Here is a 19211-nt window from a genome sequence, read left to right on the forward strand (position 1 = left end):
AATCTGCATCGAAGCAGTATTTGCAGATTATCAAGGAATACAATCTAACGGCACCACCCGCCCCGTCGTCGTCTTTGACCAACTCTAAGGAATTGACCATGAAAAAGCGTGTTGCAGCCGCCCTCCCCCTGCTGGCCGTCCTGGCCTTCTCCGCAACCATCGCCACCTCCGCCACGGCCGCTGAACTGTGCCGCACCGGCCAGAATGTCGACGCGCTGTGGGAAGGCAAATGGTACAAAGCGTCCGTGACCGCCGCGTCCGATACCCAGTGCAAAGTCACCTATCCCGGCTATGGCAAGGAATATGACGAATGGATTGGCCCGGACCGCCTGAAAATCAAGGTCATGTGGAAAGGCGACTGGTTTCCCGCCAAGGTGGTGCGCCGCGAAGGCGCCAATTACCTGATCAGCTATGACGGCTACGGACAGGACGACAACGAAATCGTTCCGGTATCGCGCATCCAGGCGCGCTGATCAAGGGCCTGAGTGTTTTGACTGTTGGTGATTTCTTTAGAACGAAAGCGCATATGATCCTCGTACCCAGAGGGGGCGCGCGCCGATTTCCAATAAAGAGAACCAGAGGAAACAGTCAATGAAGACACGGCATCACCCTGGCCGCCTTGCGGCCGGCCGCAGCTCGTCCTTTAATTTCAACAAGACCGCATCCACCCCGATTGCCTTGGCCGTGCTGGCGTTGACCAGCGCGGCCCCGGCATGGGCCCAGCAAGCCACCGGTGGCGGCGACAACGGCAATATCGAATCGGTTGTCGTGACGGGCTTTCGCGCCAGTTTGAACAGCGCGCTCAATACCAAGAAAAACAGCGATGGCATCCTCGACGTCATCAAGGCTGAAGACATCGCGAAATTCCCCGACGCCAACCTGGCCGAATCCTTGCAGCGCGTGCCCGGTGTCTCGCTGTCGCGCGGCGATGGCGGCGAAGGCAAGCAAATCACGGTGCGCGGACTGAACGCGGGCTTTACGCGGGTGCGCATCAATGGCATCGAGGGCGTGGCCGCCACCGGCGCGTCCGATATCAATGGCAGCACCAACCGTGGCCGGGGCTTCGACTTTTCCGTGTTCGCCTCGGAATTGTTCAACAGCCTTGAAGTACGCAAAACATCGGAAGCCGGCGTCGAGGAAGGCTCGCTCGGCGCCACGGTCGACTTGCGCACCGCGCGCCCGTTCGACTTCAAGGGCGAAACGTTCAGCGTGGGCGGCCAGGCCAGCTATAACTCGCTGGTGCGCCAGGCCGAACCGCGCGTGACGGCGCTGTATTCGAACCGCTGGGATACCGGCATCGGCAAGTTCGGCGCCCTGATCTCGCTGGCGCATTCGCGCCGTACCGTGCAGGAAGAAGGTTATGAGGCGGTGGAACTGCTGTCGGCCAGCGCCGATGGCGGATTCTGTTCGCCGGCCGGTTATGCGCCGCAAAACCCGGCCAACAGCGCCGTCAAAGGCATCGATGCGGCCAATTGCGGCTTCGGCGTGCCGCGCACCTCGAGCCTGGGCGCTTACACCGACGTGATGGGCCGCACCGACAATTATGGCGGCACCGTGGCCAATCCGGCCGCCGGTTCCGGCGCGTTCGCGCCGCGCATCCCGCGCTACCGACGTTCGCTCACGGATTACCAGCGCACCGGCGCCACCGGTTCCCTGCAATGGCGCCCGGACAGCAAGACGGAACTGAACCTCGACCTGTTGGGCGGCAAGTTCGACAACAAGCGCTACGACAATTACATTTCCGCGATTTCGTTTGGCCGCAGCCTGGCGCAATCGAACGGCAAGCCGCAATCGTCGATCCTGGAATCGCACTTCGACAGTAACGGCAGCTGGGACTATGCGAAATTCAACGCGGTCGACATCCGCACCGAAGGCTTGCTGGACGTGTACACCACGCTGTTCCGCCAGCACGTGATTTCAGGCCGCCACGATTTTTCCGACCGCTTCAAGATGGACTTCCTGACCGGCGTCTCGAATTCCGATCTCGATGAACCGATGCGCGCCACCGTGCAATTCGACGCGCCGAACATCAACGGCTTCTCGTGGGACTTCCGCCAGAACCGCAACGTGCCGGCCCTGAATTTCGGCATCGATGTGGCCGACCCAAGCAAGTTCACGTTCGCGCCGCAGGAAGCGGACGGCACCTTCCACGGCCAGTTCGTGGGCCGCTACCTGCACACCAAGAACAAGCTGAAAACCAACGCCGTCAACGCCAGCTTTGAAGTCAACGACAACATCACGTTGCGCGGCGGCCTGTCGGCCCGCAAGAACACGTGGACCAACGTGGAAATCGGTTCCGGCGGCAACGGCCTGGCGCTGCCGGCCGGCGTCACCATGGCCAGCATCACGCGCCAGATCGATGGCTTCGGCCGTGGCCTGGGCGGCAGCGGCGTGCCGACTTCGTGGGCCGCGGTGGACCTCGATAAATTCCGCCAGGTGTATGACATCGAATGCCACTGCTCCAAGGTGCCCGGGTCTGAATACAACCTGCTGGGACAGGCCAACCGGGGTGTCGAAGAATCCATCAACGCGCTGTATGCGATGGCGGACTTCCGTTACGACGTGGGACCGGTTCCCGTGCGCGGCAATGTCGGCGTGCGCGGCGCGGAAACCAAGGCGACCTCTTATGCACTGGTGAACGCCAACGGCACGCTGACGCCGGCTTCCTATACGCACAAATACCGCGACTGGCTGCCGGCGCTGAACGTGACGGCGCAAATGCCGGCGGATGTCTTGCTGCGCTTCTCGGCCGGCAAGACCCTGTCGCGTCCAGAGTACACGGACCTGGCGCCATCGACCACCCTGTCGTCGCAAAGCCAGACCGTCACCATCGGCAACCCGAACCTGGACCCGATCCGCGCCAAGACCTATGACCTGCAGGCCGAGTGGTATTACGCGAAGAACGCCATGGTATCGCTGGGCGCTTTCCGCAAGGAGATCAACACGTTCATCCAGGGCGTGTCAGAACGCGCCGTGTTCTCGTCGCTGGGCTTGCCGGATTCGATCCTGCTGGGCGGCGGCTGTTCGATCACGGGCGGTACGCCGGCCTGCGCGACGTTACCTGGCACCACCGTGGTAGTGAACCGCAAGGTCAACACGCCGGGCGGTCCGTTGAATGGCCTGGAATTCAACTGGCAGGCACCGTTCACGTTCCTGCCGGGGCCCTGGAGCAATTTCGGCGCGCTGCTGAACTACACCAAGGTGAAGTCGAGCATCACCTACATCACGCGGGTCGACAACCCGAACACGGCGGCCAACGAATTGCTGAGCCAGACCGCCAACTTCACGGGCCTGTCGCCGAAAGCGCACAACATCACGCTGTATTACGAAGATCCGAAGTTCAGCGCGCGCGTGTCGAAAGCGTACCGTTCAGCGTACCTGCAAAGCGTGCTGGGGGATGTGGCGGGCCACGACTACACCATCGTCGATGGCTCGTCGAACGTGGACTTCAGCGTGTCGTACAACATCACGCCAAAGCTGCGCGTGACGTTCGAAGGGCAAAACCTGACGGACACGCCGCTGCGCTATGGCCGCGATTCGCAGCGTAACGACACCTTGCTGTATGTGCATTCGGGGCGGACGTTTGTGCTGGGGATGACGTACAAGTACTGACGCTGAGGCGCAGGCAATGGCGGTTTCCGCTACGCGGAGGCCGCCCTATTGCGCAGATCCCGTTGACCGAGATGTTATGCGATTGGCCACGACAAATGCTAAATAGAGCGTTAGAAAATACCATCCAAAGACACATAGGTCCGTCCAGACGATGCGACCGAACTTACTCTGTGCAACCAAACGTAATTCTGGGCTGGAACCGGACGTCGACGAATTAGCCAGGTAGCCAAGTACAGCATTTCCGAGCGGCACCCACAGCGTTGTATAACAAAATATCCGTTTGAACCTCACTTTATAGAGGAAGATCCCAGAGAGAATGCCAAGGACAAGGCTAAAAGGCAGGGCCCGCATTGCGATGGCGATCATTAAGCCCCCCTCGCCACCTCGCGATTGAAGTGCATATTGGCCGAGCGGAGACTGAATGATGTATACAAAGAGATCGCTAGTAGGAAGGATGCCCGGCAACGCATAGCCCAGCTTGATTACAACGGCTACGGCTGCACCCAAGAACACGGCAACCAGAATTGAGAAGATGGTCTTAAATCGCATAACGTTTAACAGTCGTCAAATTGACGTTTTAACAAATTTTACCACTCCCATTCCCAGCCAGAGCAACCCAAACTGCTGAAGCAAGTCCGCGCCTTGATCCGCACGATGTACTACAGCATCCGCACAGAACAGATCGACGTCGATTGGACGCGGCAGGTACCTCCCCGATTTTTTCGATCTTACTAATTCGCGCGATCCGCTAATACCGGCCGCTTTCTGATTCCCTCTCGATCTTTCATCCCGGCGGGAACTTATTCCTGCGACGCCTGTCCAAGTTTTAGTAACCGTTATAGCGAAGCCGCGCGGCTTCATATTGGGTAGCAATCGATAGCGAGATCGGTTTTTGGGGAGGAGACCACCATGTCCTACATTCACCGCCATATTCACATGCCCACGGATTTGCTCATGGCATTCAGCAAGCACACCGGCTTGTTCTGGAGTGGGATTGAAATCGAGGGGGCGATTTGCGATGTGCTTGCCGCTACGATGCAGCCGCAGCAGGCGCAGGAACAAACGCCGGAGGTCGACGTGGCCAACGGCTACCAATGGAAACAACTCTTTCTGCCGGAAGGTACAGTACTGCGCGCCAGCTTCGGGCGTCAGTCTTACTACGCCGTGGTGGAGGGTTCCGAGATCAAGTATGGCAAATTCAGCCTGTCACCGTCGGCTTTCGCCAACCTGCAAGGCAGTGGCAACCGCAACGCTTGGAAGGCGGTCTGGCTGCGTTTTCCGGGATTTAAGGATTGGGTGCGCGCCGATGAGTGCCGCGCTGTGCGGCGGGCAGTGACTGCGCGGATGTTCGCGCCGGAACAGGCGGCGGGATCAAGCGAACCGGAGGCAACACCGGCTGTTCCGATTGGACCTCACCAGCAACGCTACACCGAAAAGCCTCCGATGCAGCATGAGGTCACTCCCCTGTTCCAATTGCTTCGCGACTTCCCCGAAGACGAAACCGTTCCCACCGATCCAGCCCCGGCAAGCGATGAACCCAGCCGACAAGCACTTCCTGCGCCAGAAGCTTCCCAGTCCGGCAAGAACAGCGCAAAAAAGCGTCGCGGAACGACTCCCGCCAATCCGCGATGAACTTCGTAAAGCCGCGTTACCTGGCAGTGCAAATGCCCGGGCGTGCTGGCAGGTGTCGCTGATGCTGGTGCTATTGCATGCATGGCGGCGTCCCCCCGGGACTACTGCAAACTGATCCCGCGCGAATCAATCCGCACCCGCTCCGGGTCCAGGCCCACGGTGCGCAAATTCTCCCGCGCGGCATTGCGCAAATTCGCCTGCTGCAATGCCGGTTGCGGATTGGTCTGCTGCGACTTGTAAGCCAGCGCCATGAAGGTGCCCGTCATCGCGCTTTGCTCGTACAGGTTGCGCAGCGCGGACGGGCTTTGCCCTCCCAACGTGCTGCGCAGCGATGGCTGGTGCCGCAACTGTTCCACGACGGCGCCAAATTCCTCGTCCGACACTTCCTTGTTCATCATCACCATGTAATTCCCGACCAGGAATGCGGCCAGCGCACCGCCAACGTCGTTGCGCGGCAATCCCAGCTTGCTTTCCAGCTTGGTCCAGAAATCCATGCTGTCGGCAAACGCCTTGGTCATCGTGGCGCGATGCTCGGGCGGAAAGTGCTGTGCAAGGCCGGCCGCATTGCGCTGCACGGCGGACGGGGCATCGGCGCGCAAGTTCACGGCAGTTTCAGCACCCTGCCGCCCACCGCCGCTCCGCTCTTGCTTCGCCTGGCCACTGGCGGCATTAATCATCGTCAAGTTGTTCACCACCGACTGGTGCATGAAACTGTTGAGTGGCGCGCCATAGACCGCATAATCCTGCCCCAGCCATTGGGCCTGCGCCGGCAGCAACGCCGCGCCGCACAGCGCCGCTACCGCGCATTGCCGCTTCCATTTGAGTACCCTGCCCGCCTTCGCCGCCATGACCGCCCCCGTGAAGAATCAGCGGATCAGGTTAGCAAATCGTCATCGGATACGCCGCACAATTCAGCCTCCTGCGCGCAATGCGGGATTGCACGATAATCATCGATCCTGCAACCTGGATAATTGAACCCATGAGCAACCTGTCCGAATTCCCCATCACCGCCAAATGGCCCGCGCAATACCCTGAACGCCTGCAACTGTATTCGCTGCCGACGCCCAACGGCGTCAAGGTCTCGATCATGCTGGAAGAAACGGGACTGCCGTATGAAGTGCACCTGGTCAGCTTCGACAGGAACGACCAGATGTCGCCGGAATTCCTGTCGCTGAACCCGAACAACAAGATTCCCGCCATCCTCGATCCGGACGGCCCGGGCGGCAAGCCGCTGCCGCTGTTCGAATCCGGCGCGATCCTGCTGTACCTGGCGGAAAAGACCGGCCAGCTGTTGCCGCAAGACGCTGCGGGCCGCTATGAAACCATCCAGTGGCTGATGTTCCAGATGGGTGGCATCGGCCCCATGTTCGGCCAGGTCGGCTTCTTCCACAAATTCGCCGGCAAGGAATATGAAGACAAGCGTCCGCGCGACCGCTACATCAACGAATCGAAACGCCTCTTGGGCGTGCTGGAGCAGCGCCTGCAAGGCCGCGACTGGATCATGGGCGACCAGTACACCATCGCCGACATCGCGATCCTGCCGTGGGTGCGCAACCTGGTCAGCTACTATGGCGCCGGTGAACTGGTGGGCTTCGACAATTTCCCGAACGTGCAGCGGGTGCTGGCGGCGTTCAGCGCGCGCCCGGCCGTGGCGCGCGGCCTGAATATTCCGCCACGCGGTTAAGCGCTACGGCTTTGGGGTTGCCGCGTGGCCTTCCAGCGGCAACTCCGGCAGGAACAGCAAGATCATCAACCCCAGCATCACCATCACCGCCCCGCCCGCGAACACGCCGGCAATCGCTTGCCGGTACACCGCGACAGTCGCCGCCGGCAGCACCGTCCCCGGCAACACAGCCGCCGCCTGCAAGCCATGCGTATGCAGCGCATGCGCCAGCATGGCGCCGGACCCTGTCACACCCAGCAAGCCGCCCAGTGAACGGAAGAACGCCAGCATCGCCGTGCCGACACCGCGCCGCGCCAGCGGCAAGGCGTTTTGCACCGCCACCGTCATATTCGGAATGATCAACCCCAGTCCCGCGCCCAGCAGGAAGATGGCCGGTTCCAGCAACAAGTAGCCGGCGCTGTTGGACACACCCCACGCCAGCACGGCAAAGGCCACCATGGCGGCCGACAAGCCCAGTATCTGCGGCTTCTTGTAATTGCCGGTGCGTGACAGCCAGCGCCCGCCCAGCGGCGATGAAATGATCATGCCGGCCATCATGGCCACCGTCGCCAGGCCGGACTTTGCCGGACTCAGTCCCATCACCAGCTGGAAGAACAGCGGGAAGAACACGGACGATCCCATCAGCCCCATGAAGGTCAGCGCCATCACCACGCTGCCAAGATTGAACACCCGGCTGTGGAACAAATCCGGCGGCAGCACCGGTTCCGGCACGCGCCGCACGTGCAGCGCCAGCCACACGCCGCCCACCACCGCCAGTGCCGCGCACACCGCGACCTGCGCCGAATCCCACGCCCACTCGGTGCCGCCCAGCGCCAGCACCAGCAAGCCGGACGTGATCGCGCCCGTCATCAATACGGAACCCAGGTAATCGATGCGGTGCGCCGGGCCGTGGCGATCGGTGTGCAGGGTGCGGGCAATCACATAAAACGCCGCCGCGCCGACCGGCAGGTTGACATAGAAAATCCAGTGCCACGACAGCGCATCGGTGATCACGCCGCCCAGCAGCGGACCGAGGATACTGGTGACGGCAAACACCACCGGCACCAGTCCCATGCGCTTACCCCGTTCCGCCGGCGGCACCACGTCGGCAATCACGATTTGCGCCAGCGGCATGAAGCCCCCTGCCCCGATGCCCTGCAGCGCGCGGAACGCCACCAGTTGCGTCATATCCTGCGCCAGCCCGCACAGCACGGATCCGGCCAGGAAGGCCCCCATGGCGGCAAAGATCACCGGGCGGCGGCCAAACTGGTCGGCCAGCTTGCCATACAGCGGCATGGTGGCGGTGGACGCCAGCACATAGGCGGTCACCACCCACGACAAATGCGCCATGCCGCCCAGTTCCGCCACAATGCGCGGCAAGGCGGTGGCGACAATGCTCTGGTCCAGTGCGGACAGGCCCAGCAGCACCATCATGCCCAGATAAATGGCGCGGATTTCGCGTTCGGTCGCGGGTATGGTGGTGGTCGTCGTCATGGCTGCGCAATCTCGCTCAAGGGGCCGATGGCGTCGGCCAGCGCCGCCATCTGTTGTGGGGACAGGCGGGCGATGCGGCGCGCCAGCCAGTCGCGGCGGCGGTCGCGCAGCGCGTCAATGGCTTGCTGGCCGCGCGCCGACAACAGCAACCCGGAGCGGCGCCGGTCTTGCGGATCGGGCGCGCTGCGCTCGACCATGCCGGCCGTTTCCAGCGCCTTGATATGGCCGCTCATGGTGGCGCCCTTGACGTTTTCCAGCCGCGCCAGTTCCGCCACGCCGATGCCCGGCTGTTCCTGGATCACCGCCAGCAACATCGCCTGCATCGGGGCCAGTCCCTGGTCGGTGCCGCTGCTTTCACGGCGGATTTCCCGCACCAGTTGTTTCAGCACCACGCGCAGGCTGTCGGACAGGGCCAGTGCTTGCGGTGTCACGGGATGGTCAGTTGTCATGGTCACAAATATAGATAGGCTACCTATCTATATTACCCCAATGCCGCCAGCTTTGCTGTGAGGATGTGCGCATTTCCTAATGGCACTTTCTTGGTACACTGGGCGATTCTTATCATAATGACAGGCCCCATCCTGCACGCCAGCTCCGATGAAATTCCGTGATTTCCTGTTTGCCCTGTCCGCATTGGCCGCACCATTTGCCATGGCGGCCCCTCCCACAGAATACTTTTTCGACGCACCGCAATTCAGCGGCGCGCAACTGTCCCCGACAGCCCGTTACCTGGCGGTCCGGGCCGGCGAACCGGGCAAGCGCCTCGGGCTGGCGGTGATCGATCTCGAGAAAATGGATATCCAGCCGGTGATCGGTTATTCCGATGTCGATATCGGCGAGGTCCAGTGGATCAACGACCAGAGGCTGGTGTACGACACCATCGACCTCCGGGCCGCACGCGGCAGCGTGCACCGGGCGCCCGGCCTGTTTGCCATCAACCGCGATGGCGGCAAGCCGGTACAACTGGCGGAGCGCGACGGCGATGGCCGGATTGTCAGCACGGAGCAACGGCACAAGGCGGAGATATTGTCGTGGAATCACTTCCTGATTCCACAACAGGGAAAGCAGGATAGCGACTGGGTGTACGTGGTCAACCCTGTCTATGCCGGGCCGCGTGAAGTCCGCCACGTGGACCTGAAGCGCGTTCACACCTATAACGGGACGGTACAAACCGTGCCGCGCCCGCCCCATACGCAGTATTGGCTGCTTGATTTCAAGGGCGAACCACGCCTGGCCATGGCGAAGGACGGCGGCAAGGATCTGGTCTATTACCAGGACCCGGCCACCGACCAGTGGCGCGTGCTGGCCAGCTTCCAGGCCTACACCGACCGTGCCAACGGTTTTTCGCCGCTGGCATTCGGCCCCAATGGCACGCTGTACGCCTCCGCCCACGTGGGCCGCGACAAGGCGTCGATCCACACGGTCAACCTCGGCACAGGCGCGCTCGACCCGGAGCCCAAGGTCAGCTCCGACGAATACGATACGAAGGGAACGTTCATCAACGGCAGCAACAAATTGCTGGGCGTGCGCGTGACCACGGATGCCCATGCCACGGCCTGGTTTGACAGCGGCATGCAGGCGGTACAAAAGGCAGTCGATGCACTGCTGCCGGATAACGTGAACCTGATCTCGGTGGCGGCCCGGCCTGAAACACCGTGGGTGCTGGTGGAATCGTATTCGGACGTCATGCCAAGGACCTACCTGATCTACAACACGGCGACCCGGTCCTTGAAACGGATCGGCGGTGCTTATCCCCGCATCGACCCCGCCCAGATGGGACACCAGCAAACCCTGCGCTACAAGGCGCGCGACGGCCTGAGCATCCCCGCAACACTGACCCTGCCGCCAGGCGTACCGGGCAAAAATTTGCCGCTGGTGGTAATGGTGCATGGCGGCCCCTATGTGCGCGGATCGACCTGGGGCTGGGATGCGCACGCCCAATTCCTGGCCACGCGCGGCTATGCCGTACTGGAACCGGAATACCGCGGCAGCACGGGTTTCGGCTATCAGCATTTCCGCGCGGGATGGAAGCAATGGGGCCTCGCCATGCAGGATGACATTGCCGATGGCGCCAAGTGGGCCATCGCGCAGGGCATCGCCGACCCGAAACGCATCTGCATTGCCGGCGCAAGTTATGGCGGCTATGCCGCGTTAATGGGACTGCTCAATGACAGCGATTTATACCGCTGCGGCATCAACTGGGTCGGTGTCACGGACATCGCCTTGCTGTACAACGGCACGTGGACCGAAAACAGCGATGTCTCCGACCGCTGGCGCCAATATGGGATGCCGGAACTGGTCGGAGACTTGGTCAAGGATGCCGCCCAACTGAAGGCAACGTCGCCACTGCAGCAGGCAAGCCGCATCAAACAGCCACTGCTGCTGGCCTATGGCGGCTCGGACGACCGCGTGCCTATGCACCATGGCAAGCAATTCTTTGAAGCTGTCAAACATACGAATTCACAAGTGGAGTGGCTGCTGTACCCATCCGAAGGCCATGGCTGGAAACTGCAAAAAACCAATGTCGATTTTTGGGAGCGCGTGGAGCGTTTCCTGGCACGCCATATCGGCCCGGACGTGGCCAAATAACACGGTAGAATGCGAGACAAACGCCCACCTACAACAATACGGAGATGGCCATGACGCCACGCAGGCTGCATTTACTTGCTGTCATACTGCTTGCCGCCGTTGGCAATGGCTGTGGCGGAGGAGGCGGCGGCAGCACCCCGGTCACCACCGCGCCGCCTGTCATCGTTGACCCGCCGCCCTCGTCCGGCAGCCTGGCCGTGCTGATGATGGGGAACAGCCACACCGCCTTCAACGACTTGCCCGCGATGCTGGCCGCCATGCTGCGCGCGGGGCGTCCCGGCAAAACCGTGGACGTGGTCAACGCGCCTGGCATCCTGTTCCTCGACCAGCGGCTGACCGATGCGGAAACCCAGCGCCTGTTCAACAGCCGGAAATGGAATGCAGTGATGTTCCAGGCGCAGCAATACAGCTTGTCCGGCCAGTTCACTTATTCGACCGAGGAAGCCGTCGAGTGGGTGCGGCTGGCGCGCGCGCAGCAATCCGTGCCGGTGATGTTCCCGGAATGGCCGCGCCTCGGCATCGATGAAACCCAGCGCATCCTGGACGTGCATGTGGGCATCGCGCAGCGCCAGCCCGCTTGCGTCGCGCCAATCCCGCAAGCGTTCGACCTGGCGAAAAAACGCACACCGGACCTGGTGCTGCATGCGGCGGACGGCAACCACTCTGCTCCGCCCGGCGCCTTCCTGGCCGCGCTGGTGCTGTATGGCACCTTGACCGGCAATGCGCCGCAAGGCTTGCCGGCGCTGTCGCCGTTCAATGTCGATGCCGCCACGCAGGCGCGCCTGCGCGCGGTGGCCGACGAACAATTAAAGCTGACCAACGGGCGGCAGTATTGCCCGAACGATGTGCTGTTATAGGACCTCGCGTGATCGCTTGCATGATTGCAGCAAGGTCCGTATAATGCGGGCCCTTCGGGTCGTTAGCTCAGCTGGTAGAGCAGCGGACTTTTAATCCGTTGGTCGCAGGTTCGAATCCCGCACGGCCTACCACGAATACCGCAGTACCAGATCAGGCTCACCCGCTTCGGCGCGTGAGCTTTTTTCTTTTGCGCCAGCCAATTCCCCTGTCAGAATTTTCCTTTCAATCGTGACATTGTGCGTAAATTGCGCAGCACTCCATTTGCTACACTCCGCCGACTTCGCGCAACACTACGAACATGAAAGAAAATCATGCTGCTTGTCTGGGGAAAGCGTCCGTACGGCGCCGCTGAATGAAGACTGGTACAAGTCTGTCATTCGCGACCAGTTCGCGGACAAACAGCTGCTGGAACTGGCCCTCCTGCGTGCACGCTGCGACCAGCGTGACGAGCCATTGCAACTGCAGGTATTTCAGCGACTGGCTGAACGGACGCAGTGACCGGCTCATCCAGCATCCAAACGATTTGATAACGAAGGAGAAAAATACATGGGCATGATAGGCTACTTCGCTGCAGTAAGTCCGGCAACGCTGGCGGAACTCCGCAACAACCCGGACGATATCGAAAACTACCTGTATCCCAATGACGGCGATGACGAACCGCCGAATTCACTCGATGTCGACAAGGCCTGGCACGGCATTCATTTCATGCTCGCCGGTGCCAGCGATGACGGCGAAGGTCCACTGACCATGGCGGTGCTGGGTGGCGAAGCAGTCGGTGAAGACATGGGTTATGGCCCTGCCCGCTTCCTGGCGGCGGACGAAGTGAAGGCTGTGTCGGATGCGCTCCAATCTCTCGGCGAAGAAGCGTTCCAGCGCCGCTATGCGCCGCAGGCCATGGAAGAAGCCCAGATCTATCCCGACATCTGGGTTCGCGATGGCGATGAAGCGCTCGATTACATCATGGACAATTACCGCCGGATGGTCGTCTTCTATTCCGACGCGGCACAACGCGGCGACGCGGCGCTGCTTTGGCTAAGCTGATCTAATGTTGCGGGCAAGCACTAGAAAGATCCATTCATGGCAACTCTGTTCCTATCCGATGCCTTCGACAGCAAAGTGATTTGCGCAGGCGATTACCACGCCGCGCAGTCTGAAGAACTCTATTTACGGCTGCGGCTGCAGTTCCTCATGATGATTCTTTTTGGGCGGAAGCTGTACATCACCGAAGGCTGGGCGCTTGATTCAGTACCGTTCATCAAGGTTGCGGGAGAAGCCATTGCCGCCATCAAGGAACTGCGCGATGGCGGTACGCGCCGCCTGGAGTTGGACAGCTTTTCGCCAATCATCATGGAAAAGCGGCGGGACGGCAGGTTCGGTAATATTTTTCAGTCTTATGCCGACCGCAAGGATGTGCGCTGGTCCGGCTTCATGCCTTATGTCGATCAAGCGGATTGCCGCGATTTCATTGCCGGGAATTTGCGCGCCAAGGCCCAGCTCGGCGTCAGCACGCCAGACGCGATCTATCAAACTTTCTCGCAAATCATTCCCGGTGCTTCTTTCGCCACCGATATGGCGTGCGTCGCGGAATACTTCTCCCACGAAGAAGAGAAACGGATGCTGCGCGTTCATCCCGCCCCCCACGACTTCTATGGACATTTCGACAGATTTCTGAGGGAGGCAGCAGCAAAGCAGCATACGGCCTTGGGCAGGACGGCGATCTCCGCACTCAACCGAAGTATGGCCTTTTCGACGTCATCGCTGGCCATGCAATTCGCCACTCAGCAAGAAGATCCGTGCGTGCGCGCTGACTTAATGCATGGAATCAATACTGCATACATGAAAGTGAGTAGCGACGCCGCCAACGCGCAGATGTCAACGCCAGCACGGCCAATTGGACAAGCCGGCGCGGATATCGATGAGATTGTTGTCGGCGCATTCGAGTCTTCGCAACAAGGCTACGATCAATTCTTCCTGCACGGGTATCAAAGCGAACACGATCTTTCCAGCCAGCTTGCCGCACTGGAAGCGGAAAACTGGCGGCCCATCTGGCAAAAAACCATCCTGTTGGCACTTTCCGATGAATGGAAACAGGCAGTCAACGGCTTTTCACAGCACACCGCTCAGCATGGGGAGACGGCAACTATCGACTCCTCATCCTATGAAAGGCTGGAGACCCTGCTGAACAAACACGTACCGGAGCTGGTGATTTCTTACAGCCCGATCACACGACTGTTTGGATACCGCGGATCTGAGAGGGTCAGGAAGGCCTTCGGCAGCATCTCCGGCGGCGGCATTGCCTCTTTCGCCAGCATATTCGGTATGCTGCTGATTCAGAAGGAACTGAGCGCAGCCCATCTTGCTGCGAGCGCAATCGAAACCGCTGGAATTCAAACTGCCATGAAGTTCGCCGAAAACACATTGAAGGAAAGTTTTCCCGAACAGCTCAACCTTCTGGCGCCGAACAGCTGGGGGGCCAAGCGCAGTTCCATTCTCGATCCGAAAATGCGCCTCTGAAAGTGGTGAGCCCGGCAGCATCCGGAATTTCACATCGTCTTCACAAAGGTTCAGCCAAGCTGGCGGCGCCCCCCCCTGAGCGCCGCCATCCATGCCCAAAACCGCCACACTGTTGAAGTACACCCTCGCCGCAACCGCCGCCATGGCCACGGCATTCGCCATCGGCATCTGGCTGCCGTTGCAGGAATTCCCCCCGGCGCCCGGCAACGCCGCCCCAACCGTGATCGACGACGTGACACTGATCGACCCGCGCAGCGGCACCGCAACGGCGCACCAGACCGTCATCATCGCCGGCAACCGCATTGCCTACACCGGCCCCTCGGCCGATACGCCGCAGGCCGATGGCGCCCGCCGCATTGCCGGCAGCGGTAAATACCTGATCCCGGGATTGTGGGACGCGCACATCCATACGCTCAAGCTCTCGCCTCAATTGCACTTTCCACTGCTGCTGGCCAACGGCATCACGGCGGTGCGCGACATGGGCGATGGCTGCTCATGGAGAGGCAATCCGCGGTGCGTGCCGGACGCGCCCGGATGGAAAGCCCGGATCGCGCAAGGCATACTGCTGGCGCCACGCCTTGCCGCGACGGCCAGCTTTCACGTCGAATCGCTGGGTGATGGCGACACGCGCGATGACGCTGCCATCGATCACGACAGCCGCCTGCTGGTTGCCGCACTTAAGGCGCGCGGCGATGATTTCATCAAACTGCAACTGGACCAGCGCATCGATCCCGCGCTCTTCCAGGCCATGATCCGGCAGGCGACAGCGCACGGCATGCGCGTCGCGGGGCACCTGCCTTTCACGGTCGATGTGCTGGACCCGTTGTCCGCTCCGCTGCACAGCATCGAACATGACACCGGCCTGTTGCCGCAGTGCGCCGCCCTGCCCGGCACATTCGATGGCCGCAACCGATCCAAGGCCGCCCTGCTTGCCAGCATTGACGCGAAGCGCTGCGACGCCGTGCTGGCGGCCATGGCCGAACGGGGCACGGCCTATGTGCCAACCCACACCGCATCGGCGGGACAGGACTGGCAGTTGCTGTCAGGCGCCTATGCCGGCGATGAGCGCGTGGCATACGTGCCTGCGCCGCAGCGGTGGATCTGGCGCGTTTATGCCAGCATGGCCATTGCCGGGACCGACGCCGGCCATCGCCCGGTGCTTGAAGCTTACTACCGGGCGGCACAGCAACTGACGCAACGTGCGCAAGCGCGCGGCGTGCCGGTACTGGCCGGCAGCGATGCCCTGGACCCGTATGTGACGCACGGTTTCGGCTTGCACGACGAACTGCTGCAACTGGTGCGGACGGGGTTGACGCCCGCCGAGGCATTGCGCGCCGCGACCTGGGCCCCCGCACGCCATTTCGGCCTGGAGCGCGACTTGGGCACCGTGGAGGCGGGCAAGCTTGCCGACATGGTTTTGCTGGAGGCCAACCCACTCGAAGATATTCGCCACGCGCGCGCCATCCATACGCTGATCTTCAATGGCAGAGTCTATCCCCGCAAGGACCTGGACGCGATGCTGGCGTACACGCGGGCGCAGGCGTCCAGCTTCGCGGTCGCCTGCCAATTCATCTGGGGCATGCTCAAGCCTGGTTAATTGCCGTCAGGGCCGCGCACCGATGTATTGCTTCACGATCGCGTCATAGGTGCCGTTCGCGCGGATCGCCTTCAGTCCGGCGTTAAAGGCGTCGCGCATGCGGGCATCGCGGAACACGGCGCGGCGTGGGCTTTCCGGGAAAATCCTGTGGTAGGTCAGCGCCTGCCTGGCGTCAATTTGCGGTTCCAGCTTGTCGATGTAATAGCCGAAAATCAAACGGTCGCCCACCACCACATCGACCCGCCCCATATACAGCAGCTTGTTCTGCGTGATTTGGGCCGGCAATTCCCGGTAATCCGAATGGCCGCTGGCGACCAGGCTGAAACGGTCTCCCAGCACCATGCTGGCGTTCTGGAAGGCCGCCACCGAGTAATTGGACAGGTCTTCGATCTGGTTCACCTTCAAGTTCCGGCGCGCCAGGGTGGTGGCGACGTTTTGATAAACGATGTAATTGTCCGTGAAGTAGTCCTGGCCGCCGATGCCTTCCGTGATCGACAGCAGGCCATCGAGCTGGCCGGCACGCAGCATGGCCAGCGCGCGCGTCTGCGGCAGCATGTGCGCCACGAGTTTGAAGCCCCCGGCAGCCATGGCCTGCCGGGCAATGTCGTAATCCAGGCCCGACGTGCCCGACTCCATGATGTACGGCGGCTTGGGCAAGCCCATGCCGACCTGCACTTCCTTCAGGACGGCATCCTGCCCATGCACAACGCCGCTTGCCATCGCAAGGCAGGCGATGGCAAGGCGTCGCGAAGTTCCATGTAGCGCCAGCATAATGCCTCCCTGTTCGTATCGCTCATCAATACGATACACCTGGCAATGCTGATTTCCTACGGCGTTATCAGCAGGTGTCGCGGGTTTGAAACGGGCATCAGCGCCGCAGTCACGTCATGCTATGCCGCCGTTCACTCGCCCTCCAGCGCATTGAGCAACTGCGACAGCCGCATATCCAGCATCGCCAGTTCGTCCGCGCCGATCGCCGACAAAATCCGCCGTTCGTTTTCCACATGCGCCGCCACCGCGCGGTCGATCAGTTTCAGTCCGGCGGGCGTCAGTTGCACCAGCACGCTGCGCGCATCGTCGGGATTCGGCAACCGCCGCACCAGTTCCCGCGTTTCCAGCCCTTTTAAGCGATGCGTCATGGTGCCGGAGGTGATCATCAGGGTGGAAAACAGCGCGGTCGGCGCCAGGCAGTGCGGCGCGCCCGAGCGGCGCAAGGTCGCCAGCACGTCGAATTCCCAGAAGCTCAGGCCGAACTTTTCAAACGTTTCATCGAGCTTACGCTGCAATAGCGCGGCGCAGCGTTTGATGCGGCCGATCGGGCCCATCGGGCTGCAATCAAGGTCGGGCCGTTCGCGCGCCCATTGAGCCAGGATGGCGTCGACCGCGTCTGGCGGGCGTTTTGCAGCCGCCTTGCCGCCGCCCTTACTGTTTCGCTTCCCATTCTCCATGCCGCCGCTCCGATTCACTGCACGATTTATCTTGAATTCAAATTATATGCTATGCTGAATTTATCTTGATTTGAAGATAAATTGCAGATGAATAGGAGGACCTATGCAGCAACGCAAACTGGACATCCTGCTGACCGCGCTGGCGCCCATGATCTGGGGTTCGACGTACATCGTCACCACGGAATGGCTGCCGCCTGACCGCCCGTTTATCGCCGCGCTGCTGCGCACGCTGCCCGCCGGCCTGTTGCTGACCGTGTTCGCGCGGCAGTTGCCACCGGCGGGACAGTGGGGCCGGCTGCTGTTGCTGTCCGCGCTGAACATTGGTTTCTTCCAGGCGCTGCTGTTTGTCGCCGCCTACCGCTTGCCGGGCGGCGTGGCCGCCGTGGTGGGCGCGATCCAGCCACTGCTGGTGATGGCGCTGGCTTGGGCGCTCGATGGCCGCCGCTCCAGCGGCGTGGCGATTGGCGCCGCCGTGGCCGGCATCGGCGGCATGGCGGCGCTGCTGCTGTCGCCGGGCGCCGTGTGGGACCCGGCGGGCATCGCCGCCTCGCTGGCGGGTTCGGCCAGCATGGCGGCCGGCATGTACCTGGCGCAGCGCTGGAAAACCAATGTGCCCGTGCTGGCCTTCACCGGCTGGCAATTGCTGGCCGGCGGCCTGATGCTGGCGCCCGCCGCGCTGGCCTTTGATCCGCCGCTGCCCGCGCTGACCATCGCGCAAATGCTGGCCTATGGCTACCTGTCGCTGGTCGGTGCGATGGCGGCCTATGTCTTGTGGTTCCGCGGCGTGGCGCGGCTGTCGCCGGTGGCGGTGTCGTCGCTGGGACTACTGAGCCCTTTGACCGCCGTGGTATTGGGCTGGGCGCTGCTGGGCCAGCGCCTCGATGGGATTTCACTGTTGGGCATGGCGATCGTCCTGGCCAGCATTCTGACGGTGCAGTGGGCCGCGCAACGTGCCACACCTGCCGCACAATTTGTTCAACGCCGTTCCGCCTGAGAAAGGGTACCTATGCAAAGCACGATTACTTCATTGATTGAATCCCGCGCCTCCGTCAACCATTTCGACGCCAGCCGCCCGCTCACCGACGTTCAGATCACGGAACTGGTGCGCCTGGCCACCCTGGCACCCACCGCCTACAACTTCCAGAACTGGAAATTTATCGCGGTGCGGGCTCAGGCAGCCAAAGAGCGCCTCAAAAGTGTCGCCTATAACCAGCAAAAGGTGGCCGACGCCGCCGTCACGTTCATCATTTGCGGCACCCTGGCCGCGCATGAAGGTTTATCAAAGGCGCTGCAGCCATCGGTCGACGCGGGCATTTTGCCGCAACCGGTGGTGGACAGCTGGGTCGCCATGGCCAGCGGCGCGCATCCGGGCAATCCCCAATTGCAGCGCGACGAAGCGGTGCGCTCGGCCTCCCTGGCGGCCATGACGCTGATGCTGGCAGCCGAAGGCATGGGACTGGCCTCGTGCCCGATGAGCGGGTTTGACGCGGAGGGCGTGGCGCGGGAATTCAACCTGGGATCGAATGACGTGCCGGTGATGCTGGTGACGGTGGGTTATGCGGCGCAGGACAACTGGCCGCCGAAGCGCCGCAAGCCGGTGCGGGAAGTGCTGGAGCTGGCGTAATCCGGCTGCTGGCAACGCTGTTCCGGACGGGCAGAGAAATGGGTCGGGGTTGTGAATATATCGCGGACGGCAACTTCGTAGGGCGGTTTCCGCCGGGGCGGAAGCCGCCATGCGTGCGCCATCGCCAACGCATGCAGCACCTGTCCGCACACAATGGCGGCAAGCCTGCGGCTTACCGCC

Annotated in this window: 18 protein-coding genes and 1 tRNA gene; 12 read left to right on the forward strand and 7 right to left on the reverse strand. The window is 61.7% G+C overall.

What is annotated here, in order from left to right; translation table 11 throughout:
* Positions 1–98 precede the first annotated feature (98 nt).
* Entirely contained in the window at positions 99–473 is a 375-nt protein-coding gene (locus tag AC1RRC_RS17590) for an agenet domain-containing protein (RefSeq protein ID WP_493056810.1), read from the forward strand.
* A gap of 118 nt (positions 474–591) precedes the next feature.
* Positions 592–3612 carry a TonB-dependent receptor gene (locus tag AC1RRC_RS17595; protein WP_493056811.1) on the forward strand — a complete coding sequence of 1007 codons (3021 nt, stop codon included), beginning with the start codon at positions 592–594 and terminating at the stop codon, positions 3610–3612.
* 45 nt (positions 3613–3657) lie between these two features.
* On the opposite strand, the gene AC1RRC_RS17600 is transcribed toward AC1RRC_RS17595, so the two are convergent.
* Positions 3658–4161, reverse strand: coding sequence for a hypothetical protein (locus AC1RRC_RS17600; RefSeq protein ID WP_493056812.1), 504 nt, complete (start codon positions 4159–4161; stop codon positions 3658–3660).
* 360 nt (positions 4162–4521) lie between these two features.
* Here AC1RRC_RS17600 and AC1RRC_RS17605 point away from each other — a divergent pair, with 360 nt between their 5' ends.
* On the forward strand, positions 4522–5244 hold the full coding sequence (locus tag AC1RRC_RS17605) for a hypothetical protein (protein WP_493056813.1): 723 nt from the start codon (positions 4522–4524) through the stop codon (positions 5242–5244).
* Positions 5245–5345: 101 nt separating this feature from the next.
* On the opposite strand, the gene AC1RRC_RS17610 is transcribed toward AC1RRC_RS17605, so the two are convergent.
* The gene (locus tag AC1RRC_RS17610; protein WP_493056814.1) at positions 5346–6092 is read right to left on the reverse strand and encodes a DUF6683 family protein; all 747 of its coding nucleotides are present in this window, start codon (positions 6090–6092) and stop codon (positions 5346–5348) included.
* 131 nt (positions 6093–6223) lie between these two features.
* Here AC1RRC_RS17610 and AC1RRC_RS17615 point away from each other — a divergent pair, with 131 nt between their 5' ends.
* On the forward strand, positions 6224–6928 hold the full coding sequence (locus tag AC1RRC_RS17615) for a glutathione S-transferase N-terminal domain-containing protein (RefSeq protein WP_493056815.1): 705 nt from the start codon (positions 6224–6226) through the stop codon (positions 6926–6928).
* Positions 6929–6931: 3 nt separating this feature from the next.
* Here AC1RRC_RS17615 and AC1RRC_RS17620 read toward each other — a convergent pair whose 3' ends face one another.
* Together AC1RRC_RS17620 and AC1RRC_RS17625 are read right to left on the reverse strand one after the other, a co-directional pair.
* The gene (locus tag AC1RRC_RS17620) at positions 6932–8401 is read right to left on the reverse strand and encodes an MDR family MFS transporter (protein ID WP_493056816.1); all 1470 of its coding nucleotides are present in this window, start codon (positions 8399–8401) and stop codon (positions 6932–6934) included.
* Positions 8398–8850: a MarR family winged helix-turn-helix transcriptional regulator gene (locus tag AC1RRC_RS17625; RefSeq protein WP_493056817.1), complete on the reverse strand. Its 453-nt coding sequence runs from the start codon at positions 8848–8850 to the stop codon at positions 8398–8400. Before AC1RRC_RS17625 ends, AC1RRC_RS17620 begins: the two co-directional genes overlap by 4 nt.
* 148 nt (positions 8851–8998) lie before the next feature.
* Here AC1RRC_RS17625 and AC1RRC_RS17630 point away from each other — a divergent pair, with 148 nt between their 5' ends.
* The 3 genes from AC1RRC_RS17630 to AC1RRC_RS17640 all read left to right on the forward strand — a co-directional run bounded on the left by AC1RRC_RS17630 (position 8999) and on the right by AC1RRC_RS17640 (position 11979).
* On the forward strand, positions 8999–10990 hold the full coding sequence (locus tag AC1RRC_RS17630; RefSeq protein WP_493056818.1) for an alpha/beta hydrolase family protein: 1992 nt from the start codon (positions 8999–9001) through the stop codon (positions 10988–10990).
* 50 nt (positions 10991–11040) lie between these two features.
* Positions 11041–11847 carry a hypothetical protein gene (locus tag AC1RRC_RS17635; RefSeq protein ID WP_493056819.1) on the forward strand — a complete coding sequence of 269 codons (807 nt, stop codon included), beginning with the start codon at positions 11041–11043 and terminating at the stop codon, positions 11845–11847.
* Between the two features lie 56 nt (positions 11848–11903).
* Positions 11904–11979, forward strand: a tRNA-Lys gene (locus tag AC1RRC_RS17640).
* A gap of 178 nt (positions 11980–12157) precedes the next feature.
* Here the strand turns inward: AC1RRC_RS17640 and AC1RRC_RS17645 are convergent.
* Positions 12158–12355 carry a hypothetical protein gene (locus AC1RRC_RS17645; RefSeq protein WP_493056820.1) on the reverse strand — a complete coding sequence of 66 codons (198 nt, stop codon included), beginning with the start codon at positions 12353–12355 and terminating at the stop codon, positions 12158–12160.
* Positions 12356–12394: 39 nt separating this feature from the next.
* Between AC1RRC_RS17645 and AC1RRC_RS17650 the strand changes: the two genes are divergently transcribed.
* The 3 genes from AC1RRC_RS17650 (at position 12395) to AC1RRC_RS17660 (ending at position 15959) form a co-directional block, all read left to right on the forward strand.
* Positions 12395–12889 carry a YfbM family protein gene (locus AC1RRC_RS17650; RefSeq protein WP_493056821.1) on the forward strand — a complete coding sequence of 165 codons (495 nt, stop codon included), beginning with the start codon at positions 12395–12397 and terminating at the stop codon, positions 12887–12889.
* Between the two features lie 36 nt (positions 12890–12925).
* On the forward strand, positions 12926–14362 hold the full coding sequence (locus AC1RRC_RS17655; protein ID WP_493056822.1) for a hypothetical protein: 1437 nt from the start codon (positions 12926–12928) through the stop codon (positions 14360–14362).
* Between the two features lie 91 nt (positions 14363–14453).
* A complete protein-coding gene (locus AC1RRC_RS17660; RefSeq protein WP_493056823.1) occupies positions 14454–15959 on the forward strand; it encodes an amidohydrolase family protein in 1506 nt (501 codons plus the stop codon).
* Between the two features lie 6 nt (positions 15960–15965).
* Here AC1RRC_RS17660 and AC1RRC_RS17665 read toward each other — a convergent pair whose 3' ends face one another.
* Together AC1RRC_RS17665 and AC1RRC_RS17670 are read right to left on the reverse strand one after the other, a co-directional pair.
* On the reverse strand, positions 15966–16679 hold the full coding sequence (locus tag AC1RRC_RS17665; RefSeq protein WP_493056824.1) for a substrate-binding periplasmic protein: 714 nt from the start codon (positions 16677–16679) through the stop codon (positions 15966–15968).
* 182 nt (positions 16680–16861) lie between these two features.
* Positions 16862–17407, reverse strand: a complete 546-nt coding sequence (locus AC1RRC_RS17670; protein WP_493056825.1) for a MarR family winged helix-turn-helix transcriptional regulator — start codon at positions 17405–17407, stop codon at positions 16862–16864.
* A 103-nt stretch (positions 17408–17510) separates the two neighbouring features.
* Here AC1RRC_RS17670 and AC1RRC_RS17675 point away from each other — a divergent pair, with 103 nt between their 5' ends.
* The gene (locus AC1RRC_RS17675; RefSeq protein ID WP_493056826.1) at positions 17511–18401 is read left to right on the forward strand and encodes an EamA family transporter; all 891 of its coding nucleotides are present in this window, start codon (positions 17511–17513) and stop codon (positions 18399–18401) included.
* A 12-nt stretch (positions 18402–18413) separates the two neighbouring features.
* The gene (locus AC1RRC_RS17680) at positions 18414–19031 is read left to right on the forward strand and encodes a nitroreductase family protein (protein WP_493056827.1); all 618 of its coding nucleotides are present in this window, start codon (positions 18414–18416) and stop codon (positions 19029–19031) included.
* The last annotated feature ends 180 nt before the right edge of the window (positions 19032–19211 follow it).

The sequence above is a fragment of the Pseudoduganella sp. GW821-FHT12E03 genome, from assembly GCF_058807115.1.

Excerpts from the sequence above, each read along its gene's own strand:
- AC1RRC_RS17680 (WP_493056827.1), top strand. The coding sequence starts at position 18,414 with ATGCAAAGCACGATTACTTCATTGATTGAATCCCGCGCCTCCGTCAAC.
- AC1RRC_RS17650 (WP_493056821.1), top strand. The coding sequence starts at position 12,395 with ATGGGCATGATAGGCTACTTCGCTGCAGTAAGTCCGGCAACGCTGGCG.
- AC1RRC_RS17670 (WP_493056825.1), bottom strand. The coding sequence starts at position 17,407 with ATGGAGAATGGGAAGCGAAACAGTAAGGGCGGCGGCAAGGCGGCTGCA.
- AC1RRC_RS17610 (WP_493056814.1), bottom strand. The coding sequence starts at position 6,092 with ATGGCGGCGAAGGCGGGCAGGGTACTCAAATGGAAGCGGCAATGCGCG.
- AC1RRC_RS17655 (WP_493056822.1), top strand. The coding sequence starts at position 12,926 with ATGGCAACTCTGTTCCTATCCGATGCCTTCGACAGCAAAGTGATTTGC.
- AC1RRC_RS17660 (WP_493056823.1), top strand. The coding sequence starts at position 14,454 with ATGCCCAAAACCGCCACACTGTTGAAGTACACCCTCGCCGCAACCGCC.
- AC1RRC_RS17605 (WP_493056813.1), top strand. The coding sequence starts at position 4,522 with ATGTCCTACATTCACCGCCATATTCACATGCCCACGGATTTGCTCATG.
- AC1RRC_RS17645 (WP_493056820.1), bottom strand. The coding sequence starts at position 12,355 with ATGAGCCGGTCACTGCGTCCGTTCAGCCAGTCGCTGAAATACCTGCAG.
- AC1RRC_RS17615 (WP_493056815.1), top strand. The coding sequence starts at position 6,224 with ATGAGCAACCTGTCCGAATTCCCCATCACCGCCAAATGGCCCGCGCAA.
- AC1RRC_RS17625 (WP_493056817.1), bottom strand. The coding sequence starts at position 8,850 with ATGACAACTGACCATCCCGTGACACCGCAAGCACTGGCCCTGTCCGAC.
- AC1RRC_RS17675 (WP_493056826.1), top strand. The coding sequence starts at position 17,511 with ATGCAGCAACGCAAACTGGACATCCTGCTGACCGCGCTGGCGCCCATG.
- AC1RRC_RS17630 (WP_493056818.1), top strand. The coding sequence starts at position 8,999 with ATGAAATTCCGTGATTTCCTGTTTGCCCTGTCCGCATTGGCCGCACCA.
- AC1RRC_RS17595 (WP_493056811.1), top strand. The coding sequence starts at position 592 with ATGAAGACACGGCATCACCCTGGCCGCCTTGCGGCCGGCCGCAGCTCG.
- AC1RRC_RS17635 (WP_493056819.1), top strand. The coding sequence starts at position 11,041 with ATGACGCCACGCAGGCTGCATTTACTTGCTGTCATACTGCTTGCCGCC.
- AC1RRC_RS17620 (WP_493056816.1), bottom strand. The coding sequence starts at position 8,401 with ATGACGACGACCACCACCATACCCGCGACCGAACGCGAAATCCGCGCC.
- AC1RRC_RS17600 (WP_493056812.1), bottom strand. The coding sequence starts at position 4,161 with ATGCGATTTAAGACCATCTTCTCAATTCTGGTTGCCGTGTTCTTGGGT.
- AC1RRC_RS17590 (WP_493056810.1), top strand. The coding sequence starts at position 99 with ATGAAAAAGCGTGTTGCAGCCGCCCTCCCCCTGCTGGCCGTCCTGGCC.
- AC1RRC_RS17665 (WP_493056824.1), bottom strand. The coding sequence starts at position 16,679 with ATGGCAAGCGGCGTTGTGCATGGGCAGGATGCCGTCCTGAAGGAAGTG.